The organism is Arthrobacter ginkgonis, from assembly GCF_039540195.1.
GTDB classification, from domain to species: Bacteria; Actinomycetota; Actinomycetes; order Actinomycetales; family Micrococcaceae; genus Zafaria; species Zafaria ginkgonis.
In genome coordinates, this window is sequence record NZ_BAABEO010000008.1 from 148,041 (window position 1) to 173,654 (window position 25,614).

Annotated in this window: 17 protein-coding genes and 1 tRNA gene; 5 read left to right on the plus strand and 13 right to left on the minus strand. The window is 72.0% G+C overall.

The features are described from left to right. Positions 1-2 precede the first annotated feature (2 nt). From ABD912_RS03290 to ABD912_RS03300, 3 genes are all read left to right on the plus strand, one after another. Positions 3-764: a hypothetical protein gene (locus tag ABD912_RS03290; protein WP_345148438.1), complete on the plus strand. Its 762-nt coding sequence runs from the start codon at positions 3-5 to the stop codon at positions 762-764. Between the two features lie 30 nt (positions 765-794). Continuing rightward, a complete protein-coding gene (locus ABD912_RS03295; RefSeq protein WP_345148440.1) occupies positions 795-2,042 on the plus strand; it encodes an amidohydrolase in 1,248 nt (415 codons plus the stop codon). Positions 2,043-2,139: 97 nt separating this feature from the next. Continuing rightward, positions 2,140-3,189 carry an Lrp/AsnC family transcriptional regulator gene (locus ABD912_RS03300; protein WP_345148442.1) on the plus strand — a complete coding sequence of 350 codons (1,050 nt, stop codon included), beginning with the start codon at positions 2,140-2,142 and terminating at the stop codon, positions 3,187-3,189. 39 nt (positions 3,190-3,228) lie between these two features. On the opposite strand, the gene ABD912_RS03305 is transcribed toward ABD912_RS03300, so the two are convergent. The 6 genes from ABD912_RS03305 to ABD912_RS03330 form a co-directional block, all read right to left on the minus strand. After that, positions 3,229-4,044, minus strand: a complete 816-nt coding sequence (locus ABD912_RS03305; RefSeq protein ID WP_345148444.1) for a transglutaminase-like domain-containing protein — start codon at positions 4,042-4,044, stop codon at positions 3,229-3,231. A 92-nt stretch (positions 4,045-4,136) separates the two neighbouring features. Next, positions 4,137-5,270: a cysteine desulfurase family protein gene (locus tag ABD912_RS03310; protein WP_345149391.1), complete on the minus strand. Its 1,134-nt coding sequence runs from the start codon at positions 5,268-5,270 to the stop codon at positions 4,137-4,139. After that, positions 5,267-6,172, minus strand: a complete 906-nt coding sequence (gene nadC, locus ABD912_RS03315; RefSeq protein WP_345148446.1) for a carboxylating nicotinate-nucleotide diphosphorylase — start codon at positions 6,170-6,172, stop codon at positions 5,267-5,269. The genes ABD912_RS03310 and nadC overlap by 4 nt, the downstream gene beginning before the upstream one ends. Next, complete coding sequence (locus ABD912_RS03320) at positions 6,169-8,001, minus strand: L-aspartate oxidase (RefSeq protein ID WP_345148448.1); 1,833 nt, start codon at positions 7,999-8,001, stop codon at positions 6,169-6,171. The genes nadC and ABD912_RS03320 overlap by 4 nt, the downstream gene beginning before the upstream one ends. Further along, the gene (gene nadA, locus ABD912_RS03325) at positions 7,998-9,269 is read right to left on the minus strand and encodes a quinolinate synthase NadA (RefSeq protein ID WP_345148450.1); all 1,272 of its coding nucleotides are present in this window, start codon (positions 9,267-9,269) and stop codon (positions 7,998-8,000) included. The genes ABD912_RS03320 and nadA overlap by 4 nt, the downstream gene beginning before the upstream one ends. Continuing rightward, the gene (locus ABD912_RS03330) at positions 9,266-10,126 is read right to left on the minus strand and encodes an NUDIX hydrolase (protein WP_345148452.1); all 861 of its coding nucleotides are present in this window, start codon (positions 10,124-10,126) and stop codon (positions 9,266-9,268) included. Before ABD912_RS03330 ends, nadA begins: the two co-directional genes overlap by 4 nt. Before the next feature lie 184 nt (positions 10,127-10,310). Between ABD912_RS03330 and ABD912_RS03335 the strand changes: the two genes are divergently transcribed. Further along, positions 10,311-11,123: an alpha/beta fold hydrolase gene (locus ABD912_RS03335; RefSeq protein WP_345148454.1), complete on the plus strand. Its 813-nt coding sequence runs from the start codon at positions 10,311-10,313 to the stop codon at positions 11,121-11,123. Between the two features lie 79 nt (positions 11,124-11,202). On the opposite strand, the gene ABD912_RS03340 is transcribed toward ABD912_RS03335, so the two are convergent. From ABD912_RS03340 to ABD912_RS03350, 3 genes are all read right to left on the minus strand, one after another. Continuing rightward, positions 11,203-12,567 carry an MFS transporter gene (locus tag ABD912_RS03340; RefSeq protein WP_345148456.1) on the minus strand — a complete coding sequence of 455 codons (1,365 nt, stop codon included), beginning with the start codon at positions 12,565-12,567 and terminating at the stop codon, positions 11,203-11,205. A 139-nt stretch (positions 12,568-12,706) separates the two neighbouring features. Further along, positions 12,707-15,856 carry an SMC family ATPase gene (locus tag ABD912_RS03345; protein ID WP_345148458.1) on the minus strand — a complete coding sequence of 1,050 codons (3,150 nt, stop codon included), beginning with the start codon at positions 15,854-15,856 and terminating at the stop codon, positions 12,707-12,709. Continuing rightward, entirely contained in the window at positions 15,853-17,019 is a 1,167-nt protein-coding gene (locus tag ABD912_RS03350; RefSeq protein ID WP_345148460.1) for an exonuclease SbcCD subunit D, read from the minus strand. Before ABD912_RS03350 ends, ABD912_RS03345 begins: the two co-directional genes overlap by 4 nt. 170 nt (positions 17,020-17,189) lie before the next feature. Here ABD912_RS03350 and ABD912_RS03355 point away from each other — a divergent pair, with 170 nt between their 5' ends. Further along, entirely contained in the window at positions 17,190-18,077 is an 888-nt protein-coding gene (locus ABD912_RS03355; RefSeq protein ID WP_345148461.1) for an ADP-ribosylglycohydrolase family protein, read from the plus strand. A 98-nt stretch (positions 18,078-18,175) separates the two neighbouring features. On the opposite strand, the gene ABD912_RS03360 is transcribed toward ABD912_RS03355, so the two are convergent. The 4 genes from ABD912_RS03360 to ABD912_RS03375 form a co-directional block, all read right to left on the minus strand. Next, on the minus strand, positions 18,176-20,347 hold the full coding sequence (locus tag ABD912_RS03360; RefSeq protein ID WP_345148462.1) for a caspase family protein: 2,172 nt from the start codon (positions 20,345-20,347) through the stop codon (positions 18,176-18,178). A 33-nt stretch (positions 20,348-20,380) separates the two neighbouring features. Further along, a complete protein-coding gene (locus tag ABD912_RS03365; protein ID WP_345148464.1) occupies positions 20,381-22,207 on the minus strand; it encodes a CHAT domain-containing protein in 1,827 nt (608 codons plus the stop codon). A 341-nt stretch (positions 22,208-22,548) separates the two neighbouring features. After that, positions 22,549-22,622, minus strand: a tRNA-Met gene (locus tag ABD912_RS03370). A 57-nt stretch (positions 22,623-22,679) separates the two neighbouring features. Then, positions 22,680-25,529, minus strand: a complete 2,850-nt coding sequence (locus ABD912_RS03375) for a UPF0182 family membrane protein (RefSeq protein ID WP_345148465.1) — start codon at positions 25,527-25,529, stop codon at positions 22,680-22,682. Positions 25,530-25,614: the final 85 nt, after the last annotated feature.

The following is a 25,614-nucleotide window of genomic DNA, read 5'->3' on the forward strand; positions in this document are numbered from 1 at the left end:
CGATGTCCACCTCGACCTCCGCTGGAAGTTCCGCCCGCTTTGCGGCCTTCGACCGCACCACGTCCCTGTGGGGACCCATCACCCTGGCCCTTGGGCTGCTGATTTCCCTGGCTGCCGCCCTGTATGCCGCTTTCGGCACGGGAGTGGGGGTGACGCCCCTGGAGCTGGCCACCGCCGTCGGTGCGGTCCTGGCCACCTTCGGCATCATCGCCGTGATCGAGCCGGTGTCCTACTTCCCCATCCTGGGACGTTCCGCGATGTACCAGGCGTTCCTGATCGGCAACATCGCCAACAAGCTGCTGCCGGCGGCCATCGTGGCCCAGGCCAACCTGGGCGAAAAGCCGGGCACCCGCCGGGCGGAACTCATCGCCGGCAGCGCCATCATCGGCGCGGTGCTGGTCCACATCACCACGCTCATCCTCTTCGTGGGCGTGCTGGGGACCTGGCTCGTGGGAATGCTCCCCGCCCCGCTCATTGCCACGGCCCGGGCCTACATCCTGCCGGCGATTTTCGGCGCCGTGCTGCTGCAGAGCGTCATGGCCATGAAGAGCCGCCGCACCACCCTCGTGGCGATCGCCGTTGCCGCCGTCATCGTGTTCGTGGTGGTGCCGCTGGCTCCGGGGCTCACGTACTTCGCCACCGCGCTGGCCGTCATCCTCACCATCGCGGCCTCCTGGTTTGCCCGGGCCCGGACGCCCCAGTCCCCCGAGGCGGGCACCGGCGAAGCCGGCCGGTCCACCCGGATTTCCGAACCCAGCCACTGACCAACCCAGCCACCGAAAGGAAAGGCAGCAATGACCACCACCACAGGCGTACGCCTGACACCCGCCGTCGAAGTTCCCGAAGCGTTCGTGGAGGACTACGTCGGCGTCTACAAGCACCTGCATGCGCACCCCGAACTCTCGGCCCAGGAACACCGGACCGCGGAGTACATCGAAAGCCACCTCGCCGGACTGGGCATTGATTCCTTCCGCTGCGGGGGAACCGGCGTTGTCGGCATCCTAAGGAACGGCGACGGCCCGGTCATCGGCTTCCGCGCCGACACCGATGGCCTGCCGATCGCCGAGCGGACGGGCCTGGACTACGCCAGCGAGGCCACCGGCACCCTGCCGGACGGAAGCACCGCGCCGGTGATGCACGGCTGCGGCCACGACACCCACATCGCGGCCGCCCTGGCCCTGGCGTCGCTGCTGAAGGAACGCAGCGAGCTGTGGGGCGGGACGCTGGTGCTCATCTTCCAGCCCGGCGAGGAGACGGCCTACGGCGCCAGGGCGATGGTCGACGACGGCCTGTGGGACCGGGCTCCGAAGCCCGAGGTGGTGCTGGCCCAGCACGTTATGCCGATGAGCCACGGAAAGCTGCTGATCCGGGGCGGTCACATGGCCAGCCTGGCGGACTCGTGGAAGATCACCGTCCACGGCGAGCAGGCGCACGGGTCCCAGCCGGAAAAGTCCATCGACCCGATCGTCGCGGCCTCCGCCATGGTGCTGCGCCTGCAGACCATCGTCTCCAGGGAACTGCCCCCGTCGACGCCGGCCGTCGTCACCGTGGGGACCTTCCACGCGGGCCTGAAGGAAAACATCATTCCGGATTCCGCCGAGTTCTCGGTCAACGTCCGGACCCCCGATGAGGACACCCGCACGAAGGTCCTCGCGGCGATCCGGCGGATCGTTTCCGCAGAGGCCGCCGCCTCGGCGGCGCCGGAGCCGACCATCGTCGAGCTGAACAGCTTCCCCCGCTGCTACAACGATCCCGCGTCCGCCGACCGGGTGATCGACGCGTTCGCGGCGGACTTCGGCACCGATGCGCTGATCGACGCGCCGCTGGGCATGGGTTCCGAGGATGCGGGGTGGCTCAGCGACGCCATCGGCGTTCCGGGCGTGTTCTGGGCCTTTGGCGCCTTCGATCCGGAGCTCTTCGAGGACGGGGCGGCACCGGCCGGCAACCACTCGCCGCACTTCGCGCCGGACGCACGCGCCGCCGTCGTCGGAGGAACGGGTGCCGCGCTCTCCGGAGTGCTAGCCTATCTGGGCCGGAACTGAGATGGGCGGGGCGGCGGCACGGCTGCCGCCCCGCTCCGTTCCGCCGGGGCCGGCTGCCGCCGTCGCACCTTTCCGGCCGCAGTGAAAGGAGCGGGACGTGGAGCAGCTCGATGCCCTGGACCGGCAGATCGTGGCCGCGCTGGTACGCAACGGCCGCGCCCCGTGGCGCCTGATCGCCGAGGTGCTGGGGCAGCAGGAACGCACCGTGGCGCGCCGCGGCAACAAGCTGCTGGAATCCGGCGTGGTGCGCACCAATTCCTTCATCAACCCGGCGACGGTCAGTTCGCGGTCCGCCTTCCTGCTACGCGTGACGGCCGCCCCGCGCGAGCTGCGCACGGTGTGCTCGTGGCTGGCGGAGCAGGGCGAGTCGTCCTGGGTGAGCGCGCTGTCCGGCACGAACGAGGCCGTGGCGGAGCTGTTCCTTGCTCCCGATGAGCTGGGCGGGTTCCTCTATCGCCGCCTGGCGGAGGTGGAGGGCGTGGTGTCCTTCACCCTGGCCCCGATCCTTGAATACTTCCGGACCCCCAGCGGCTGGACGCCGGAGATCCTGACCAAGGAGCAGTACGGGACCCTCCACCGCGACGAGGACGGCCAGTTGGCGGGAATCCGCAGCGGCCAGGCCCTGGCCTCGCTGGATGACACCAACAGGTCGCTCGCCGAACTGCTCCACCGCAACGGACGGGCCACGGTGGACGAGTTGGCCTCCGAACTGTCCGTTTCCAAGGCAACCGTCAGCCGCAGGCTGGAAGCGATGACCAGCTCCGGTGTCCTGTTCATCAGGGCCGTGGTGGACCCCGCCTCGCTCGGGTTCCCCGTGGAGGCCCTCATCAGCCTGATCCGCTCCGGCACGGCGGCGGACGGGCCGGGAAAGTATCTCGCGGCCCTGCCGGTGACCCGGTGGGCGGCCGCCTCCGGCGACCAGGTGATGGCGCAGGTGGCCGTCGCCACCCTGGACGAACTGCGCAGACTGCTCGACGACGTCCGCCGGCTGGACGGGGTCACGTCCCTCCGGTCCTCGATCTACGCCGAGGTTTTCAAGCGCAGCACCGTGATGTACCGGGACGGGGTGCCCGAGAAGCCCTTGGAGGCAGCGGCCCACGTCTACAGTCCGACGGCGAACATCACCGCGGCTCCCGCTTCCCGCTAGGCCGGCGGCATGTCGCTTGGGAAGCCGTCGCGCGGCAACTCAGCGCAGGAAGACCGGGACCCCGGCTCCGGGATCGGCGGCATCCTCCGCCGCAACGTCCCAGGTCGCGTCCACCTTGAGTTCGGCCAGGCGCAGCGAGCCTCCCACGGTGGAAAGGAACGCGGTGTCCGAGGCGTCCGCGCCCGTGGAGATGCGCAGCAGACCCTGCCGCGGAGCCAGGCCGGTGGCGTCCACCACGTGCCACGCGCCGTCCACGTAGGCCTCCACGACCGCGTGGAAGTCCATAGGGTCCAGCCCGGGGGCGTAGCAGGCCACCAGGCGGGCCGGCACGTTCTTGCCGCGCAGCAGGGACGCGACCAGGTGGGCGTAGTCGCGGCACACCCCCCGGCGGGCCAGCAGCGTGTCCACGGCGCCGTCGATGGGACGGGAGGAACCGGGCACGTAGGCCAGTTCGGCCGCCACCCAGTCGCGCACCGCGTGCAGCAGTTCAACGCCCTGCAGCGCGCCGAACTCGGCGTAGGAGGTCGGCAGCAGCTTGTCGGACTCGCAGTAGCGGGAGGGACGCACGTAGCGGATCAGGTCGGCCGGGTCGGCCGCGGACGCGTCGGCCTGGCCGCGGACCTCGGCCCGGTACTCGACGACGACCTCGGCCGCGTCGGGAGTCTCCAGCACGTGGAAGCGGCCGCCGTGGTGGTCGGCGACCTCGGTGATGGAGACTGCGACGCCGTCGATGGTGACGGTCAGTTCCTCGGCGAAGGAGTCGTAGCCGGGGTCGCGCACGGCGGCGACGGCGTAGACCAGCCGGGTGCCGGGCTGGGTGCGCGCGACAAGGCGCGACGTAACGGTCCTGTTCATGGGTGGGGGTGTCCTGCGGGTCGAAGGGAGGCGTGCCGGAACGGAACGGCCCGGACCGGCATGCCTTCCAGCGTACTGCCTGCCGCAAGCGGCTAGAGCCCGGCGACCGCCTTCACGGCCGCCACCGTCGCGCGGGCCGCCTGCGCGATCTCCGCCTCCTTGACCCCGCGGCTGAAGCTGAGCCGGACCGCGGTCAGGGCGGTGTCGGCGTCGTACCCCATCGCCAGCAGCACCGGCGAGGGGTCCGAGGACCCGGCGTGGCAGGCGGATCCTGAGGAGCAGACCACGCCGCGGCGCTCCAGTTCCAGCAGCACGGCCTCCCCGGCGGTGCCCGGGAAGCAGAAGGACACGATGCCCGGGACCCTTTCGGTGGGGTGCCCGGTGAGCAGGGCCGCACCGTCCAGGCCCTTGAGCACGTAGTCGGCCAGGAAGCGGCCGTACCCCTCGGCCGCGCCGCCGGCGGAAGCCTCCGCGGCCAGCTTCAGCGCAGTGGCCGTGGACACGGCCCCGGCCACGTTCTCCGTCCCGGAGCGGCGACCGCGTTCCTGCCCGCCGCCGTGCAGCACGGGTTCGGCCTCGAGCCGGCCGCGCAGGTAGAGCAGCCCGGCCCCCTTCAGCCCGCCCAGCTTGTGCCCGGAGACGCTGAGCGCGTCGGTGGCCGCCGCCAGCGGGGCCAGGTCCACCCATCCGGCCGCCTGCACGGCGTCGGTGTGCACCAGCGCACCCACCGCCCGGGCGGCCGCGGCCGCCTCGGCGACCGGCTGGATGGTGCCGACCTCGTTGTTCACGGCCATCACGGAGACCAGCGTGGTGTCCGGACGCAGCGCCGCGGCGATGCGCGCGGGATCCACCCGGCCCTCGCGGTCCACCGGGACCACGTCCACGGCGAAGCCGTGGTGGCGGACCAGGTAGTCGACCGATTCGCGCACCGAGGAGTGCTCGACGGCAGTGGTCACCAGGTGCCGCCCGCGCGGGTTGGCCAGGGCCAGCCCCTTCAGGGCCAGGTTGTTGGATTCGGTGCCGCCGGAGGTGAAGACGATGTCCCCGGCGCGCACCCCAAGCACGGAGGCGGCCAGGGTGCGCGCGTAGTCCAGGGCGCGCGCCGCGCTTTCGCCGATGGTGTGCCGGCTGGAGGGGTTGCCGAACTCGGTGGTCATCAGCGGCCACACGGTGTCCAGGATCTCCGGCCGGACCGCGGTGGTGGCCGCGGCGTCGAGGTAGATCACCACGCACCGTCCGCGGCCGGCGCCGCGTCCAGCCGGAAGTCCAGCCCCAGGTCCAGGGCGCGCACGCTGTGGGTGAGCGCGCCGGAGGAGATCACGTCCACGCCGGTAGCGGCGATGGCGGCCACGGTGTCCACGCGCACGTTGCCGGAGGCCTCCACCAGGCAGCGCCCGCCGACCCGGCGCACGCCCTCGGCCAGGTCCTCCAGCGAGAAGTTGTCCAGCAGGACGGTGTCCACTCCGGCGGAGACGACGGCTTCCAGCTGGTCCAGCCGGTCGATCTCCACCTCGAAGTGCACCGTGTGGCCCAGCCGGGCACGGGCCTCGCGCAGCGCCCGGGTCAGCTGCTCGCCCTCGCCCAGCAGGGCCAGGTGGTTGTCCTTGGCCATGACCGCGTCGGAGAGCGAGTCGCGGTGGTTGAACCCGCCGCCGCAGCGCACGGCGTAGCGTTCCAGCACACGCAGGCCGGGGGTGGTCTTGCGGGTGTCCGCGATGCGGGCCCGGGTCCCGGCGGCCGCGTCGGCGTACGCCCGGGTGGCGGTGGCGATGCCGCTGAGGCGCTGGAGCAGGTTCAGGCCCACGCGCTCGCCGGCGAGCAGGCCGCGCGCGTTGCCGCGGGCGGTGGCCAGCACGTCGCCGGCGGCGAAGGCCTCGCCGTCGGCCATCCGGGCCTCGACGGCCAGGCTCGGGTCGGTCAGTTCCATGGCGGCTCGGAACGCGTCCAGCCCGGCGCAGATCCCGGGTTCGCGGGCCACGACGTCGGCGGTGGCGGTCGCCTCGGCCGGGATCAGCACGGCCCCGGTCAGGTCGCCGGTGGGGGCGTCCTCGGCGAGCGCGGCGGCCACGATGGGCTCCAGCACGCGGGTGGGCACGGGGTACGGGGCGGGCTTGAGGGCGGTGCTCATGCGGTGGCGGGTCCTGTCTGGGTGGTTCGGGAGCGGATCGTTGCCGCGGCGGTGGTTCCGCGGCGCACGAAACCGTGGCGGGCGGCGGTTGCGGGCGGCTGCGGGTGGTCGGTGCGGTAGTGCGCGCCGAGGGAATTCTCCCGCAGGGCGGCGGCCGCGGCGACCACGCGGCCCAGGACCAGCAGGTTGGAAAGTTCGACGGCGGGCCGTCCTGCGTCCTCGGGGCGTCCGGCATCGTGGTGTTGGGCCTGCAGCCGTGCCAGGCGGCCGGCGGCGTCGCGCAGCCCCGCGGCGTCGCGTTCGACGCCCAGGGCGGGCCCGGTGACCGCGTGCAGGCCGGCCAGATTCACGGGTGGGGCATCCACCGGGGCGGCGTGCCCGGCGGCGGGAACGGTATCCAGCGTGTCCACTGCCTCCAGGGCCGCCGTTGCGGCGGTGCCCTCTAGGCCGGCCGAGGTGAACTCATCTCCCGCAGGATCCGCCGCGGCGGGATCCAGGGCGGCGACGGCGCGCCAGGCGTAGACCAGGGCCTCCAGCAGCGAGTTGGAGGCCAGCCGGTTGGCCCCGTGGACGCCGGTGCAGGCGGTCTCCCCGGCGGCGAGCAGTCCGGGCACGGTGGTGCGGCCGGCGTCGTCGGTCAGCACGCCGCCCATCCAGTAGTGCTGGGCCTCGGCGACCGGCACGGGGCCGGCGGCGAGGTCGAAGCCGAGTTCGGCGAGCCGGGCGGTGATCCCGGGGAAGCGGCGGGCCAGGAATCCGGTCCCACGGGCGCGATCGACGCCGGTGGCGTCCAGGTGGACGGCGCCGGTGGCCGCACGGGTGCGGTGGATGGCGCGGGCGACGACGTCGCGCGGTGCCAGCTCCGCGTCCGGATGCAGGTCCGGCATGAAGCGGCGTCCGGTGCCGTCCAGCAGCACCGCGCCCTCCCCGCGCACGGCCTCGGACACCATGAACGGGCCCTGCGGGACCAGCGTGGGGTGGAACTGGACGAACTCGGCGTCGGCCAGCACGGCGCCGGCCTCCCAGGCCAGGGCCGCACCGTCGCCGGTGGCGCCGGCCGGGTTGGTGGTCTGCGGGTACAGTCCGCCGATGCCGCCGGTGGCCAGGAGCACGGCGTCAACGCGCAGTTCAGTGGCGCAGTGCAGCTCGGTGATGCCGCGCAGTTCGGACGGCGCGTCCGCGCCGAAGGGGTCCCGCTCCCCCGGCCCGGACCCTGAGACGCCGGCCCCGACGGCAACGAGTTCGCGCTCGCGGACTACGGCTTCCCGTTCGGCGCCTCGTTCGGAACCCAGCAGCCGCACGCCGGCGACCCGGCCGGCGTCGTGCAGCAGCGCGGTGACGAACGCGCCCTCGCGGATCTCCAGCCGCCCCTGTGCCTCGAGCCGGCGGCAGGCGGCGATCAGGGCGCGGGAGAGGGCGCGGCCGGTGGCGTCGCCGCCGGCGTGCAGGATGCGCGGGTGCGCGTGCGCGGCCTCCAGGCCCAGCAGGTAGCGCGTCCCGGTGGCGTCGGTGTCGAACCGGGAGCCCAGCGCGGCCAGGTGCTCAACCTGCGGCCAGGCGGCGGCGCAGAGCAGGCGGACGGCGCCGGCGTCGTTCAGCCGGGCCCCGGCACGCAGGGTGTCCGCCACGTGCTGCTCCACCGAGTCGCCGGCGGCGATCCCGGCCGGGCCGACCGCGGCGAGGCCGCCCTGGGCGTACCAGGAGTTGGAGTCCTGCAGCCGGTCCTTGGTCAGCAGGACCACCGCGTGGCCGCGTTCGGCCGCGGCCACTGCGGCGTAGAGCCCGGCCACGCCGGAGCCGACGATCGCCAGCGACGGGCGCGTGGTCACGGCCGGGCCGCCAGCATCCGCTCGAGGGCGGTGCGCGCGTCGGCGGCGACGTCGTCGTCGACGGTGATGCGGTTGACGATGCGCCCGGCGACCAGCTCCTCCAGGACCCAGGCGAGGTAGCCCGGGTGGATGCGGTACATCGTCGAGCAGGGGCAGATCACCGGGTCCAGGCAGAAGATGGTGTGCTGCGGATACTGGGCGGCGAGGCGGTTGACCATGTTGATCTCGGTGCCGATGGCGAACGTGGTCGGTTCGGTGGCGGCGGCGATGGCCTTCTGGATGAAGTCGGTGGAGCCGGCCGCGTCGGCGGCGTCCACGACCTGCATCGGGCACTCGGGGTGCACGATCACCCGGACCCCGGGGTGCTCGGCGCGGGCCTTGTCGATCTGGGCGACGGTGAAGCGCTTGTGCACGGAGCAGAAGCCGTGCCACAGGATCACCCGGGCGTCCTCGAGAGTGTCGCGGGTGTTGCCGCCCAGGGCCTTGCGCGGGGTCCACATCGGCATCTGCTCCAGCGGGACGCCCATGGCCTTGGCGGTGTTCCGGCCCAGGTGCTGGTCCGGGAAGAAGAGCACGCGCTGGCCGCGCTGGAAGGCCCACTCCAGCACGGTGGCCGCGTTGGAGGAGGTGCAGACGATGCCGCCGTGGCGGCCGACGAAGGCCTTCAGCGCGGCGGAGCAGTTCATGTAGGTGACCGGGATGACCGGGACGCGCCCCTGCTCGTCCGGCTCGGTGCCGTAGAGCTCCTCGAGCTGTTCCCAGCACTCCTCCACCGAGGACTCGTCGGCCATGTCGGCCATGGAGCAGCCGGCGGCGAGGTTGGGCAGGATCACGGCCTGCTCGTCGCGGGAGAGCACGTCGGCGGTTTCGGCCATGAAGTGCACGCCGCAGAAGACGATGTACTCGGCCTCCTGGCGGGTCAGCGCCGCGTTGGCCAGCTGGAAGGAGTCGCCCACGAAGTCGGCGAACCGCACCACTTCGTCGCGCTGGTAGAAGTGCCCCAGGACCACCACGCGCTCGCCCAGGGTTTCCTTGGCGGCCAGGATCCGGGCGAAGAGTTCCTCGTCGGAGGCCTCGCGGTACTCGGCCGGGATCTCGCCCTGGCGCGGGGTGCTGGCCGGGGTCTCGTCGAAGCGGGACGCCCCGGGGCCGTAGGCGGGCGCTCCGGCGTCGAAGGCCCACGGGGCCTTGGCCAGGTCCGTGCCGCAGGTGGATTCCGGGGTCCGGGAAAGGACCAGGCGCTGGATGGTGGTGTTGACGCTGCTCATGGTGTGTCCGTCTCATGGGGGTCTGGATGGGGTGCTTGCTGGGGTGCTGCCGCCTCGGCTGTGGGCGGTGGCGCGGGCGGGCCGGTGGCGGCCGGGTTGGTGTCCCCGGTGTACCGGTACAGCCGCGGGGGGCGGTGCTTGCCGCCCTGGAGGAATTCGTCGGTGGCCTCGATGTCCGGGGTGCCGCGAAGCTGGCGGCGAAAGTTGGCCGGGTCCAGGGCACGGCCCAGGACGGCCTCGTAGACCTCCCGGACCTGGGCCAGCGTGAAGCGCTCGCCCAGCAGCCGGTGGGCGATCGAGCCGTACTCGACCTTGTTGCGCAGCCGCCAGAGCGCGTACTCGACGATCTGACGGTGGTCGAAGGCCAGCTCCGCCAGGACCCCGGGGTCCTCGGCGCGGTACCAGGCCACGTTGGGGTCCTCCCGAAGCCTGTCGGCAGAGTGCCGCCCATCAGCAGAGTGCACCGCATCGGCGGAATGCGGCCGGTCGGCGGGGCCGGGGTCTCCGGCGGCCGGTTCGGCGCCGCGCACCAACGCCCAGTAGACGATGGAAACGACCCGGCGGGAGGGCGAACGGTCCAGCCCGCCGAACGCGTACAGCTGTTCGAGGTACTGCGGCACCAGTCCCGTGGTGGTGCGCAGGTTGGCCGCGGCGGCGTCCTGCAGGGACTGGCGGGCGCCCAGGGGTCCGCCGGGCAGCGCCCACCGGTCCTTGAACGGTTCGCGGGTCCGGCGCACCAGCGGCAGCCAGAGCGTCTTGCGCCCCACGCGCTCGTCCTCGCGCAGCGCAAAGATCACCGTTGAGACGGCCAGGCCCGGGGGCTGTTCACGGCGTTCGGCGACGTTCGCGTACTCCATATGCCCACCACCCTTCCGCTCGCCGGCACCGGCCGACCTCGGCTCTTGCCGAACCTGGTTCTCGCCGGCACTAGTTATTGTCAAATTGACCTTAACTCAGGGTACGCCCCGGCCGCGTCCTTCGGCAATTCGTGACACCGGCGGGTCCGTTGAGCCGCCCCTGACTTCGGCATACGGTATCCCCATGGGTACGCATCGCGAGCATCTGGTCGAAGGATCCCCCAACGCGCTGGCGGTGGCGGTGCACGAGCCGGCGGAGGACGCGGGCCTGCGCCCGGTGCTGCTGCTGCACGGCTTCGCCTCCTCCACCGCCCTGAACTGGGGGAACACCGGCTGGATCCGCGCGCTGACCGACGCCGGCCGCCGGGTGATCGCCGTCGACCTGCCCGGGCACGGGACCAGCCCCGCGCCGGAGGAACTGGATGCGTACACGCCCAGCCGGATCCGCGCGGACCTGCTGCAGACCCTGCAGGACTGCCATGTGCGGCCGCTGCGGGACGGCGACCCCGCCTCCGGCGTGGACGTCGTGGGCTACTCGCTGGGGGCGCGCCTGGGCTGGGAATTCGGCGGCACGCAGCCGCAGCTGGTGCACCGCCTGGTCCTGGGCGGGCCGGCCAGCATCGATCCGCTGGCGGACTTCGACCTGGCCGCTGCACAGCGCTTCCTGGCCGACGGGGCCCCGATCGAGGACCCCTCGACGGCGGACCTGCTGCGAATGGCCCAACTGGTCCCCCACAACGACCTCTTCGCGCTGCTGAGCATGGTCGAGGCCATCAAGACCGAACCGTTCGACCCCGCCCACGCCACGCCCTCCATGCCGGTGCTCCTGATCGCCGGGGAACTGGACACGCTGGCGGAGACCATGCCCAAGCTCTCCGCGCTGCTGTCGGCGCGCGGCAACGAGGCCTCGGAGCAGCGGATCGCCGGACGTGACCACGCCAGCACCCTGACCTCGCGCGATTTCAAGCAGGCGGCGATCGACTTCCTCGGCGCCTAGCCGCGGCCGGCGGCACAACGAAGCGGCCGGCGGCCTCCCGTGGGAGTCCGCCGGCCGCCGTCGCGTGCCCGCTAGGCGGTTAGTGCGCCTCGGCGCGCGTCGTCGTCGTCGGCCCCTCCGCCGCGTGCAGGTCCACGCCCTTGGGCTCCTTCACGAAGGAGACGGCGATCAGCGAGATCAGCGCGGCCACCGCGATGTACACGCCGATGCTCCACGAGACCTTGAACTCGTTCATGAGCAGCTCGGCGATCATCGGGGCGAAGGCGCCGCCGACGATGGCGCCGAGGGCGTAGCCGATCGAGACGCCGGAGAAGCGCACCCGAGCGGGGAACATCTCGGCGTAGAGGGCCGCCTGCGGGCCGTAGGACAGGCCGAGGCCGACGGTGAGCACGAACAGCGCCACGAAGTACAGGACAATGCTCTTGGAGTCGATCAGGAACCACATCGGTATGGCCCACAGCGCCAACACGACGTAGCCGATCTGGAAGGTGCGCACGCGGCCGATCCGGTCAGAGAGCCGGCCTCCGTACAGCGTGAACGCGAGCCAGCCGAAGGACGCCAGCGTGGTGGCCAGCAGCACCGTTCCGCGGTCCATGCCCAGCCCCAGCTTGTCGACCGGACGCGAGGCGTAGGTCGCGAAGAAGGCGATGAGCAGGTAGCCGGCGGCGTTGTTGGCCAGGAAGATCAGCGCGGTCAGGATGACCTGCTTGGTGTTGGTGCGGAACAGCTGCCGCAGCGGGGCGTCGGACTCCCCATGCTCCTTCTGCATCTGCTTGAAGACCGGGGACTCCTCCACCGCCTTGCGGATGAGGTGGCCAACGATGATAAGCACGATCGAGAAGAGGAACGGGAGGCGCCAGCCCCAGGCGAGGAAGGCCTCGTTGCCCAGCACCGTGACCAGCAGCCAGATGGTAAAGGTCGCCAGGATCATGCCGCAGGGGACGCCGATCTGCGGGAAGGCGCCGAAGTAGCCGCGCTTGTTGGTCGGGGCGTGCTCGACGGACATCAGCGCCGCGCCGCCCCACTCGCCGCCGGCGGAGAAGCCCTGCAGCACACGCAGCAGGATCAGCAGGACCGGAGCCAGGATCCCGATCTGGGCGTAGGTGGGCAGCACGCCGATCAGCGAGGTGGCCGCGCCCATCAGAATCAGCGTTGCAACCAGGACCTTCTTGCGCCCGAACCGGTCCCCGAGGTTTCCGGCGACGATCGCGCCGAGCGGACGGAACAGGAAGGAGATGCCGATGGTGGCGAAGGACAGCACCTGGGCCAGTCCGGGGTTTTCCGCGGCCACGGGGGCCAGGAACAGGGGGGCCAGCACCAGGCCCGCGGCCTGCGCGTAGATGAAGAAGTCGTACCACTCGATGGTGGTGCCGACCATCGTGCCGGCGAGGACCTTGCGCTCTTCCGCGCGGTTCGCTCCCGTCGAAGGGATGGTAGAGGCCATGGGATCTCCGTTGTCAGGCGCAGGTCTGCGCATTCCTTCTTAACGACCATTCGGTCAGTTAATGTGACTTGGATCATCATAGCCGCAATTCGCTGTGGTTCACATCACCGGGCGTTCGGAAACAGGCCCCGCCTCCCGGTCAGACGATGCCGCCGGCGTCGAGCGCCAGGCCCAGCCGCGAACCCTCCCGCCCCTTGCTCACCCGCAACTGGACGGGAATGCGCTGCTTCATGTCCGCGACATGGCTGACCAACCCCACCACCCGGCCTCCGCGGCGGAGGCCGTCGAGCGCGTCCATGACCTGCTCCAGCGTCCGCTCGTCCAGGGAGCCGAAGCCCTCGTCGACGAAAAGCGTTTCCATGTCGACGCCGCCCGATTCCTGCTGCACGACGTCGGCCAACCCCAGCGCGAGCGCCAGCGAGGCCATGAAGGATTCGCCGCCGGAGAGCGTGGAGGTGTCGCGCCGCTGCCCGGTCCAGGCGTCCACGACATGCAGGCCCAGCCCCGACTTGTTGTTGCCCTTCTTGGAGTCGTCGTGGACCAGGGCGTAGCGGTCGCTGGTCATCACCAGCAGCCGTTCGGTGGCCGCGGCGGCGACCGCCTCGAGCCGGGCCGCCAGGACGTAGGTGGACAGGGTCATCTTGTACTGGTTCTCCCCGGCTCCGCGCACCAGCTCGGCCACGGAGCGCACGGTGGCGTAGCGTTCCAGCGCCGGCCCCTGGGCCTCGACCAGGTCGGCGATACGGCGGGAAGCCGCGGTGCAGCGCCCGGCGAAGGCATCCAGCACCGCCGCCGACCGCAGCGCGGCGTCCCGCCCGGCCGCGGCCTCGACGGCACGCTCGGCGGCCTCCTCCAGGGCGGCGCCGGTCGGGGCGGCCACCCCCCGCGCCAGGTCCGCGCGGGCACGGACCACCGCCTCGGCCTCCTCCAGTGCCGCGAGGCGGACGTCCTCGTCGTCATGGTCCTGCACCCGTGCGGTGGCCTCGGCCAGCGCGGCCGCCGGCAGCAGCGCGGCACGCTGGTCCTCCGCCGAGCCGAAACCGGCCTCGGCCAGCGCCTCCGCGCAACGGGCCCGGGCGACGGCCACGGCGGCCCGTGCCTCCCGGAGCCGGCGCGCTGCCGTTTCCAGCCCGGCGAGTGCCTCCGCGGCATCGGCCACCGCCGCATGCCTCTCGCGCAGGCTGGCGTGGCCGGCGCGCAGTCCGGCGAGCTTGCCGTCCAGTTCGCGACGGCGGGCCTCCAGCTGCTCCAGCGTTGCCTGCGCGGCAGCCCTGCGGGCCTGGCCGGCCGCCAGCCGTTCGGCGGCGGCCTGGGCTTCCCGTTCGGCGGCTGCAAGCGCCGAACGGGAAGCCTCCACTCCGTCGGCGGCGGCGGCGGCCGCGGCGGCGGCCTCCGCCGCCTCGGCCAGCGCCGCCTCGGCGTCGGCCTCCGGCAGGCTTCCGGCGCGGGCCAGCACCCGCGCCAGTTCCGCCTGCGCCGCATCGAGGGAAGCGCGGTCGCGGGCCTCGCGGGCCTCGGCGGCCTCCAGGCGTTGCCGGGCCCGGTCGTGGTCCTCCTGCCCCACGGCTTCGCCTGCGGGCAGCACGGCCGGGGCGGGGTGCTCGGCCGATCCGCACACCGCGCACGGTTCCCCGTCCGTGAGTTTGGCGGCCAGCCCCGCGGCGGCCTGGGCCAGTTCCAGCCGGCCCACCGCAATCAGCTCCTCGCGCCGGTCCAGCGTTTCCTTGCGGCTGGCCAGCAGGGTTTCCTCGGCGCGGGCGGCCGCCGCCTGGGCCGCGGCCCGTTCGCGAACGGCGGCCAGGACCCCGGCGGCGGCGTGGCGGGCCGCCTCCAGCGCCCCGCGGGAGGCACCGGCCAGCACCAGGCGGTCCACCTCGACCTTGAGCCCGGGCAGGCCGGCCTGGGCGCCGTCGCGGGCCGCGAGGGCCGCCTCAACGGCGTCCTGTCCGGCGGCCAGCTCGCCGCGTTCACCCGCAATCCGGGTGTCCAGTTCCCGAAGGGAGTCCTCGTCGGGCAGGGCCGCGGCAAGCACCGCGGCCTCCTCGGTGGCGGCTTGGGCCGCGCCTGCGGCCGCCAGCTCCAGCGCCCCGGGTTCGTCCAAGCCTTCGGGCTGCCCGGCAACCGCCGCCCCGGCGTCGGGGACCTGCCCGCGCGGGGTCGATGTCTCCTGGGACGACGCCTCAAGGTGCGCGCGTGCCAAATCCTCGGCCCCGACGCGGTCCGCGGCGCGCCCCAGCACGAAGGCTGCCTCGTCGACGGCGTCCTCGGCCCGGGCCAGCGCCTCGGCCAGCGGCACGACGCCGGCGGCGCGGCCGTGCGTGGCCAGCGCGGCCCGCAGCGCGGCGACCGCTTCCGTTCCGGCGGCGTGGCGGCTCCGGCGCTCCTCGAGGTCCGCGAGCTGCCGGTGGTCCTCGGCGCGCCGGCCGATGGCCTCCAGGTCCGCCCGCGCGGCCCGCTCCAGGGCCTCGGCCCCGCGGACCGCTTCCCCGGCCTCGTCCGTGCGCCGGGCCAGCCGGTCCCCCACCGTCGCTACGAGCGCCAGCGCAGGGGGGAGGGCCGGCCCGTCCGGAACGGATTCCTCCGGCGCGGATGCCTCGGGTGCGGGCCCGTCCCCGAGGGTGGCGTCGGCGTCCTCGCGCAACTGCCCGACGGCGGCATCGAGCGTGCGCTCGGCCTGCTCCGCCGCGGCGCGGACCTCGGCCAGCTGGGCGGCCAGCAGCCGTTCGACGGCGGCGTAGGTGGTGGTGTCGAAGAGCCGCTGGAGCAACGCCTCGCGGTCCGTGTCCTTGGAGCGCAGGAAGGCGGCGAACTCGCCCTGCGGCAACATGGCGACCTTCGTGAACTGGTCCTTGCCCATGCCGAGGATCTCGGTGAGCTCCGTGGAGACCTCGTCGTTGCGGGTGGACTTCTCCACCCAGTCCCCGCGCACCAGCTCCCGCAGCCGGCTCTGGGCCTGTTGCTTGGTGGTGCCGGCGCCCCGCGCCTTCGGGCGGTCCCAGGCCGGCGAGCGGGTGACCTCGAAGCGGCGCCCCCCGGTGCTGAACTCGCAGACGACCTCCGGGGTGGCACTGGCGGCCGCATGGTCGCTGCGCAGCCGGGTGGAGCCCGCGCGGGCCCCGGGCAGGCCTCCGTAGAGGGCGAAGCAGATCGCGTCCAGGACGCTGGTCTTGCCGGCGCCGGTTTCCCCGTTGAGCAGGAAGAGCCCGGCGGCGGATAGTTCATCGAAGTCGACGCTCTGGCGCTCGGCGAAGGGCCCAAAGGCCTCGATCTCCAGACGGTGGAACCTCATCGGGAGACCGCCTCGGACGCCGCGTCGGCCAGGACCTCGGTCAGGAGCCGGGACTCGGCGTCGTCGGTCCCGCGCTGGCGCACGTGCTCGACGAATCCGCAGCAGACCTCCAGCGGGTTTCGCGCCTGGGCGAGCCGTTCGCCGTAGCTGCGCTCCGGGCGCTCCTCGCGTCCCTGCGGGTCGAAGTGCAGCACCAGGGTCTCCGGGAACCGTTCGCGCAGCCGTTCCATGGCCCGGGCCGGACGGTCGGCATCGGTGAGCGTGGTCTGGCACCAGGCGGATTCGGCCCAGGCCAGCGCCGGATCCGCCAAGAGTTCCTCCAACTCCCCGCGCAGCACCGCCAGCGGCTGCGGGCACGGCCATTCGACCGGCCGGACCGAGCACAGCCCGGAGGCGTCGAAGTCCACCAGCAGCCCGCCCTTGGACTGGCTGGCTTCCGCAAAGGAGTACGGCAGCGGGGACCCGCAGTATCGGACGGACTCGGCGAGCCGCTGCCGGCCGTGCAGGTGCCCCAGCGCCGCGTAGTCGAAGTCTTCGAAATAGGGCACCGGAACGACGTCCAGCCCACCCATGCTCAGTTCGCGCTCGCTCTCGGCGGGGGTGCCCCCGGCGGCGAAGACGTGCGCCATGACCAGCGAGTGCACCGGCCGGTCCGCGGCGGCGCGGCGCCTGCCCAGGTCCGCGCGGACGCGGTCCAGGGCGGCGGCGACCACCGCCGGGTGCCGGGGCTCCTCGACGCCGAGCCGGGCCGCCACCATGCGCGGCTCCAGGTAGGGCAGCCCGTAGACGGCGACGTCGAAGCCGCTTCCCCTGAACAGCGCCGGCGTGTCCAGGTCCTCCACGCGGGTGCGCAGGTGCAGCCCGGCGGCGGCGAAGAGCCGCCCGCCAAATCCCAGCCGCGTCGCGGAGTCGTGGTTGCCGCTGGTCACCACCACCTGGGCCCCGGCCTCCCGCAGCCGCACCAGGGTCTCGTCGAACAGGGTGACCACGTCCACGCCGGGCAACGCGCGGTCGTACACGTCGCCGGCCACGAGCACCACGTCCACTGACTGCTCCACGACGGTTGCCACCAGGGCATCGGCGAACGCGCGCTGCGCGTCGAGCAGCCCCGCGCCGTGGAAGGAACGGCCCAAATGCCAGTCGGAGGTGTGCAGCAATCGCATGGGGCCCACCCTACCGGGGTGGTCCGACACCAAGCGTCCGCGGCGCCTAACGTCCAGGCGGCTCCCACACCTCGCTTCGCTCGGCGCGGGTCCCTCGCCGCCTAGCGTCCATGAGCCTCCCAATCCTCGCTGGCGCTCGGATCGGGGCCCTCGGCTCATAGACTTCTCCGGTGACCGAAACTCCCGCATCCCCGACCCCAGAGTTCCCCGACCGCGTCCTGGCGGTGTTGGCCGCCACGGCAACCGCACAGCGGACCGGAACCCGCCCCGGCGCCGAGGCCTCCCTCCAACTGTTCCTCCTCGACGGCCTGCTCGAGGCCCTCGAATGGGCCAACGACGGCATTGCCGCCGACGAGGCGGCCTGCATGTGGCTCGCCGGCCTGCGCTGGCACTGCGCAGTGACCGGCACCTTCCCGGAGGGCGCCCCCGAACCGATGCCGCGGTGGATCGACGAGGCGTTCGGCCCCGCCCTGGCAGCCGGCACGGAGCCGGGCGACCCCGCCAACCTCGCCGGACTGTCGGCGCCCGCCATGGGCACCACCTCCCATCCGCCGGCCGGGGACGCCGACGGCACCGGTGTGCTGGCCCGAGCCGCCGGGATGGCGCTGCTGCCGCTCGTGACCACCGAAACCACCACGAAGCTGGCCGTGGACGCGGCGGCGCTCACCCACGGCTCCCCCGCCGCCTGGGCCGGGGCCGCCGCGGCGGCCCGCCTGGTCCGCGCCGCGCTGGACGGACGCGAGGCGGCCCTGGTTGCGCTGGAGGACGTCACGGCGACGGAGGACCTCGCCGGTGAACCTTCCGAAGGGACCGCGTGGGCCGCCGTCCGCGGCTCCGCCGCGGCCGCCTCCGCTGCCCTGGCCGACCCCTCCCTGAAACCGGCGGAGGCCTTCGCGGCGGCCGGGGCGGCCGCCCCCGCGGGCGCCGCAGGCCTGGCCGGCGCCGTCGTCGCCGCCGCGCTGGGCTCCGAGGCGGTGCCCGCCGGGTGGGAGGCGGCGCCCGAGGGCCCGGTCATCGCCGAACTGGCGGCCCGCTGGACCAAGGCCATCCTGGGCTAGGCGCGTTCCCCGCGCCCGTTAGGTCACGCGCCCGCGGACACGTGGCATCAAGGAGGCTTCGGGGGTGTCTACGAAAGCCGTCGCATCCCCCGGATCCGTCAGTCCTCGATCACGTCCGCGATGGCCCGCAGCAAGGCGGCCACCTTCGCCGCCCGGGCCTCCGAGGTGCGTGCCGGGACGGGCATGGAAACGTCGGCGGAAGGCGGAGGCGACACGGGGACCATCCCGCCGGCTGCGGGTACGGAAACAGCTCCGTCGCTCGCGACGGCCAGCAGGATCCGTCCACGGCCGGAGACGGGACCATGCAGCTCGGGATGCTGCCGGGCATCGAATCCGTCCGCCACCTGGGCGTGGAACTGCTCGTTGGTCAGGCGGCCGAGCGCTGCGCCCAGCAGCGGGGCGGCTCTGGTGGTGAAGACGCCGTGCCCGGCGACTTCGAAGGCGAATTCGTCCGGACGGCACGCGCTGAAGAGGACCTCTCGCTGTGGCCCCCGGGCCCGTGCCTGGGTGGACGCGGCGGCCCTTCGGGCTCCGGCGGCGGACCCGTCGTCGTACCCGCGGCACCGCCGGAACTGGCGGCGGTCCTCCGCGGCGAGCACGGCGTACCGCCGCTTCACTCCCTTCGCCGCGTCCTCGGCTGCAGCACGGGCCTCCTCCTCGAGGCTTTGTACGACGCGCTGGGCCGATCCGGAGTGGCAGGAGTCGAAGAACAGCGTGAGCGCCACCCCTTCGGGCAGCACGTCCCAGACGAGGCCCAGATCGTCGTCGATGATGAGCTCTCCGGAGCGGAAATCCACCGGGCACAGGGCCTCGTCCTCGGTGTTGCCGACCTGCCCGGAGGCCGCCTCGTCGCCGTCCAGGTCCGGAGCCGTCGTGCCGTGGCCCGCGTACTGGATGACCAGCACGTCGCCGGAAACGCTCCCGGAGACCATTTCCAGCATCCGCAGCAGGATGTTCTCCCGGGTGGCCGCCGCGTTGACGACGGTGTGCACGGCGAACCCGGCGCGTTCCAGTTCGGTGGCCCAGGACCCGGCGTCGGCCACGCAGCCAGCCAACTGGTCCCTGGGGTCGGGGTACTCGTCGATACCGATGCAGAGGGCCTTGCGCGTTGCATCCCGGGGCCAGGCAGGCTCCGGGGCGGCAGGTGCCGCCGCCTGCCACGTGGTGGCGCGGGAGCGTTGGCCGGGCAGCTCCTCGACGTCGTCCCGGCCGACGATCCGGCGCAGGACACTGGACATGGTGGCACGGTCGTCGTCGAAGTCGCCATGGCTCGTGGCCTTGCTGCTGTTCCGCGGACCCGCCTCCACCGGAGCCCAGACCACCTCCGCCGGCAAACCGGTGCCTGCGGGCCGGAAGAAGGTCCGCAGGGTGTCGTCCGCCTCGATGCATTCCTGCAGACCCAGGATCGGCGCCTTTTCCTCGGGTTCGAAGGAAGCCCGCACCAGGTACAGCAGCGACTTGCCGTAGATGCGGGCGCAGTTGTCGGCCTTCTCGCTCTCCTCGGTCATGGTGAAGAGGTCGACGCGCCCGATGCTGCGGCCCACCTCGGGCAGCAGCTTTTCCTTGAACAGGTCGGTGCGTACCGCCGGGGCCAGAAGGCTGAGCGACTCGACGCGGTCCACCCCTGAGAAGCGGGCGGCTGGCAGGAAATGCGAGTGGAAGATCGCTCCGGCGCTGTGCCCCACGGCGTGCACGGATACCGAACCGGGCCGCTGGTTGAGGTAGGTACCCAGACGGTCCGCGAAGGCGAGCGCTCCCCCGCCGTCCGCCACGGCGGCCTCGGCATCCAGCTTCATGTCTTCCCAGATGCGCCGGCCCTGCCCGAACCGGGCAGCCACTTCCACGACCCGGTCCTTGACGTCGCCAAGCCCGCGGCTGCCGCTGAGCCAGCCGGCCAACGCATCCCCGAGCGCTGGCACCAGTCCCGTTTCCCAGGCGAAGTAGACGGGATAGACGCCGTTCGCCTTCCACCACGGGATCTGCCGGTGCGCGGCGCGGAGGCCGTTGGCCTCGGTGACCAGGCCGCCGTGGGCGAAGAGCACCAGCGGAACGGTGCCACCGCGGCCGGTGAAGGCTGGCAGGTGGCGCGTGAAGAGATCGTCCAGGTCCTGCAGCGTGGTGTAGAGCTCGCCTTCGCCGCCAGGCCCCGTGGCCAGTTTGCCGTCGCGGAGGTTGACGATATGGGGACGGAGGGCGGCGAGCTGGGCGGGAGAAAGCCCCGAGCCGCGGGCGGCCGCCGCGGCTGGCAGGGGACCGGAGGTGGTGCTCATGAGAGGTTCCTTTCGGGACGGGTGGCAGGTGTGCTACGAGCCGAAATCCACGGTGGCGAGCGGGTGGGCGTAGGCGGTGTAGGCAAGCCAGGAGGCGTCACCGGCTGCCCGGGCGGCAAGGCGCCCGGCCCGGACTGCCGCCGAGACCGGCTCTCCCTTCCGCAGCGCTGAGTAGAACGCCTCGGCGAACCCCCTGGCAGGACGGTCCCCCACGCTCCACAGGCAACCGACGAACGCAGCAGCACCCCCTGCCAAAAACGCCGGGGCGAAGGCCTCTGCCCCGGTGCGCGGGACGCTCGCGAGGCGACAGGCATTGAGCACGACGAGGGGACCCGGTTCCGCGCCGGGTACCGCCGCCCGCCGGGGAAAGTCGGCGGCAAGGGCCGTGGCAGGGTATCCGCCTTGGGGTGAGAGAAGCAGCCGCTGGCCGCCAGCGGCATACTCCCCATGCCCGCCGAAGTGGAGCAGGTCGAAGCTTCCGCCGCGAAGCAGCGCGGCGATCGAGCCGGCATCGCCCGGTTCGAGGGCGGTTGCCTGCAGCTCGGTGGCCAGGAAGTCGGCCTCGGCGCCAGCCTGCGGCAATGCCAGGGCGGCAGGGTAGGCGGGGCAAAGGTAACGGATGCGGCCCGGCCGGGCGTGCAGCCGGCCGGGGTGCGCCACGTTGAAGGCCCACCGGCCCAAGCCCGTCTCGCCGAGGAAGCGCGCCGGCCTGCCCGCGGGCGCCAGCTGCAGGATTTCCCACGGCAGTTGCACCTCGGAGCTCAGCACCGCCAAGCCCTCCAGCCGGTCCCAGGCGGAGTCCAGCCGTGAAAGGAGTTCGGGTGGAGCCACCTGGACAGCCAGCTCACGGCCCAGGTCCGCGAGGCGGTCCTCGAAGGCTGCGGCCCGCTGTGCCGGATCCAGCCCGCGGGTCTGGTCCCAGAGCCCGTCGATTTCGGCGTAGAGCCGGTCCAGCAACTCGGCCTTCGGTATCGAGGGAGTCATGGTGAAGCGTTCGCGGATGTCGTCGTGCAGGTCCAGGTCGTATTCGAGCGTCCACTGCCCATCGTTGAAGTCTTCGTCCACGCTCAGCACCGGGACGGTCGCCAGACGCGGGTCCGGCGGGACGACGGCCGCTTCCTGGCGCTCCGGCGGCGCCGGCGGCGTGGCCTCCACGGTGACCTGGACCTCCAGCCGGAGCTGGGCCAAGGGCACCACCGTTCCCTGCGTGAATACCAGCTCCGCCAGGGCGGGCCCGGGGCCGACCCCCATGACGCGGAATTCGTTCTCGGCCGTGGCGCCCGGCAGCGGCAGGAACAGCTCGAGCCGATCCGGCGTGCCGGGCAGCACGCGCAGGTTGAGGCGGCGAAGCTTGACCTCCACTGGGCGGGCCGGATCCACTGCGATGCGCCCTGCGTCCCGGGCCTGGCCTGGGAGCGCCGTCAGCTCGTCCAGGGACAGCCGTACCAGAATGCGGACGGGTTCGCCCACCTGTATGGCGGAGGGCATCGAGGCATCCACGTGGGCGTCGATCCTGGGCACATCGGCGTCCGGCCGGGGCAGTCCCCGCGTAGGCGGCGGTTCGGCGCTTTTGTCCCCCTCGTCGTCCGCGGACGGTGCCGCGGCCAACAGAAGCCTCTTCAGGATGAGCACCACCAGCAGGGAGCCGGCATCCTGCGGTTCCAGGCCGAGGCGGAACCGCAGGACACCTGCGGGACCATCTTCGGGCACGGGATCCCACCTCAGCGGCGGCTGCCCCGGCCTGCACAGGAGCGCCAGCACCTCGAACCGCCGGGGAACCTCCACCGCAACGTCCATGGCCTCGGCGCTGCGCGGCCCCTGCTCCTGCCCCTGGGGGTTGAACTTCAGGACAGCCAGCACCTCGGGCCTCCGGCGCCCGAACACCTCGAGGACCTCGGGCGGAACCGACCGGCTGTGGAGCCGGCGCCAACTGCTGCCTGCCCGTACCCGAATCTCGCTTGGCGATGGACCATTGGTAACCACAGCCGCCTCCAGCCGCTGCAGGCCCGGCCCCATGGCCGGTGACCGACATCGCCATGGTGGCACAACCGGTGTCGGCGCGGAAGGGAATTTCGACGGAGCGGAACCGGAATGGGAAGCCTTCCCCAGGCTCGCACCGCCGCTCTCCCTGGGGCCATGGAATCATCCGGGAAAGCGGAAGGCCCCCGTCCTGGTTTCCCAGGACGGGGGCCTTCTTCTCGTTGCGGGGAGAGGATTTGAACCTCTGACCTCCGGGTTATGAGCCCGGCGAGCTACCGAACTGCTCCACCCCGCGGCGTGAGATCAATCCTCTCACACCTTGGGCGGAAACGTGAAATCGGCGCTTCGGGACCTATTTTCCGGTCGCCGCGGCGATCTCCTCCTCGGCGGCCAACGCGTCCTCGACGGCCTTCTGCAGCTTCTGCTGCTGTTCGCCGTACTCCGCGAAGTTGCCCGCGGCGAGGGCTGCCTGGCCAGCCTGGATGGCCTCGTTGGCCGCGTCCAGGGCCTGCGAGAGCCGCTGCTGCGCGGTTTCGGGGACCACCGTGCCGCCGTCGGTGCCGGGCTTCACATTGGGGTCCTCGCTGGTGACAGCTCCGGAGGAGCCCTTGAAGAGCTGGTCCAGGGCGTCGGAGAGGGTGTCCGCGAAGCCGACCTCGTCGCCGAAGGACACCAGCACCTTGCGCAGCGTCGGGTAGGCGGTCTGCCCGGTGGACTGGACGTACACGGGCTGCACGTACAGGATGCCGCCGCCGACGGGCAGCGAGAGCAGGTTGCCGTTCTTGACCGTCGAGGCGCCCTGGCGCAGCAGGTTCAGCTGGGTGGAGACCTCCGTGTTGGAGTCGAAGTTCTGCTGCGCCTGGCCCGGTCCGGGGACCACGGTGGAGCGCGGCAGCTCGAGCAGGCGCAGGGTGCCGTAGCCGTCGGCCTTCTCCCCGTTCTTGCCGGTGCCGGCGTCGGCCTCGGCCGAGAGGAAGCCGAAGAGCACGTTGCGCTGCTGTCCGCCGGTGGCCGTCTGCGGGATGAACGTCGAGGTCAGGGAGAAGGTCTCCGCATCCTGGGTGGGCATCTTCAGGGACAGGTAGTACGGCGGCTGCTTGACCGCGGAGTTGGACTGGGTGGGGTCGTTGGGGACCGCCCAGGCGTCGTTGGAGTCGTAGAAGCTGTCCGGGTCGGTGACGTGGTACTGGCCGAGCAGCTCGCGCTGGACCTTGAAGAGGTCTTCCGGGTAGCGGACGTGGTCCATCAGGTCGGCGGACATTTCCGAGTACGGCTTGATGGTGTTCGGGAAAACCTTCTGCCAGGCCTGCAGCAGCGGCTCGTCAGGCTCCCACGCGTACAGCGTGACGGAGCCGTCGTAGGCGTCCACGGTGGCCTTGACGGAGTTGCGGATGTAGTTGACCTGGCCGGTGAGGGCGCTGGTGCGGGTGCCGCCGGTGAGCGAGTCGGTCACCGCCGACTCCAGCTGTTCGGCGGTGGAGTACGGGTAGTTGTCGCTGGTGGTGTAGGCATCGACGATCCACTTCACGCGGCCGTCCACGATCGCCGGGTAGGCGTTGGAGTCGACCCTCAGGTACGGGGCGACCTTCTCGATACGCTCCTTGGGGGTGCGGTCGTAGAGGATCTGCGAATCGGAGTTGATCGCGTCGGAGAGCAGCAGGTCGGTGGAGCCGAACTTCATCGCGTAGACCAGGCGGTTGAACTGGTTGCCCACGCTGGGCCCGCCGTTGCCGCTGAAGGTGTTGCGGGTGTCCTGGCCTTCGGTGCCGCTCTGCGGGCGGTCCAGCTCGCGCGGTTCCCAGCCCTCGGGCCCGCCCACGATCGAGTATTCGGGCGAGTACTCGCCGAAGTAGATGCGCGGCTCGTAGGTGCTGTCGCTGCCGAGCACGCCCGCGGTCGGTATGCCCTTGAGCATGAAGTCTGGGCGGCCGCCGGAGGCCACCTTCGCGCCGTAGGCGGCAACGACGCCGTAGCCGTGGGTGTAGGTGATGTGCTGGTTGACCCAGCTTTCGGTGGTGTCCACGTTGACCTCGCGGACGGCGATGACCGTGTCCTCCGTCTTGCCGTCGATGTCGTAGCGGTCGACATTCAGCGTGTCGGTGAACTTGTAGTAGGTGCGGAACTGCTCCAGCTGGGCGAACGCGTCGGAGACGAGGTTCGGGTCCAGCAGGCGGATGTTCGTGGTGGTGGCGCTGTCCTGGGCCAGCGCGTTCTTCTGCGCGTCGACGGTGGCGTTGTAGGGCGTCACCTCGATGTCGGAGAGGCCGTAGGCGGCCCGCGTCATGTCGATGTTGTGGCCGATGTAGTCCCGTTCCATCGACTTCTCGGACGGACGGACCTGGTACTGCTGGACGATGAACGGGTAGATGCCGCCGGCGACCAGCGCGGTCACCACGAGCATGGCGCTGCCGACCAGCGGCAGCTTCCACCGGCCGAGGATGGCGCCGATGATGAAGAGGATCGCCACGAGGATCGCGGCGACGGCCAGGATCGTCTTGGTGGGGATGACGGCGTTGACGTCGGTGTAGAGCGCGCCGGCGACGCGGCCGTCCTGGTTGTTCAGCGTGCCGAAGCGGTCAAGCCAGTAGTTGGCGGCCTGCAGCAGCAGGAACAGGGCCACGGCGACGGAAATGTGGATGCGCGCGGCCTTGCTGATGAAGACGCCGCCGCGCTCCTCGATGCGGATGCCGCCATAGAGATAGTGGGTGAGCAGGCCGGCGATGCCGGCAATCAGCACGACGGACACCAGGTACCCGACCACCAGTCCCAGGAACGGGAGGGTGTTCAGGTAGAAGCTCAGGTCCCTGCCGAAGACGGGGTCGGTTTCGCCGACCGGAACCTGGTTGAAGAAGAGCAGTGCTTCCTTCCACTGGGAGGTCACCGCCGCGGCGGCGAACGCGCCCAGGACCACCGGGATGCCGACCATGAGCAGCCTCCGGATCGGTTCAAGCTGCGACTGGTACCGGTGCAGGCTGTCCCGCACCTGCGTGTCCGGGGCGTAGACCGGACGGGTCCGGAAGGCCACGCGCAGGCTGATCCAGACGGCGCCGGCCATCAGCAGGAAGGCCGCGACGAACAATCCTGCCTTGGTCAGGTTCTCCATCCAGAACACCGAGGTGAAGCCCAACTGGTCGTACCAGAGGATGTCCGCGTAGACGTTCGCGAAGACCACGAAGGCCGCCACGAGGATACCGATCGCCACGACCGTGGGCAGCAGCGGGGACGGTCGGCGCGGGGATTGGGGCCCGTTCTCGCCGCCGGGGGCTTGCGGGCGCCCCCCGAAGGGA

Coding starts and splice junctions, on each gene's coding strand:
- ABD912_RS03295 (WP_345148440.1), top strand. CDS start 795: ATGACCACCACCACAGGCGTACGCCTGACACCCGCCGTCGAAGTTCCC.
- ABD912_RS03340 (WP_345148456.1), bottom strand. CDS start 12,567: ATGGCCTCTACCATCCCTTCGACGGGAGCGAACCGCGCGGAAGAGCGC.
- ABD912_RS03330 (WP_345148452.1), bottom strand. CDS start 10,126: ATGGAGTACGCGAACGTCGCCGAACGCCGTGAACAGCCCCCGGGCCTG.
- ABD912_RS03305 (WP_345148444.1), bottom strand. CDS start 4,044: ATGAACAGGACCGTTACGTCGCGCCTTGTCGCGCGCACCCAGCCCGGC.
- ABD912_RS03290 (WP_345148438.1), top strand. CDS start 3: ATGTCCACCTCGACCTCCGCTGGAAGTTCCGCCCGCTTTGCGGCCTTC.
- ABD912_RS03335 (WP_345148454.1), top strand. CDS start 10,311: ATGGGTACGCATCGCGAGCATCTGGTCGAAGGATCCCCCAACGCGCTG.
- ABD912_RS03360 (WP_345148462.1), bottom strand. CDS start 20,347: ATGAGCACCACCTCCGGTCCCCTGCCAGCCGCGGCGGCCGCCCGCGGC.
- ABD912_RS03350 (WP_345148460.1), bottom strand. CDS start 17,019: ATGCGATTGCTGCACACCTCCGACTGGCATTTGGGCCGTTCCTTCCAC.
- nadC (WP_345148446.1), bottom strand. CDS start 6,172: ATGAGCACCGCCCTCAAGCCCGCCCCGTACCCCGTGCCCACCCGCGTG.
- nadA (WP_345148450.1), bottom strand. CDS start 9,269: ATGAGCAGCGTCAACACCACCATCCAGCGCCTGGTCCTTTCCCGGACC.
- ABD912_RS03345 (WP_345148458.1), bottom strand. CDS start 15,856: ATGAGGTTCCACCGTCTGGAGATCGAGGCCTTTGGGCCCTTCGCCGAG.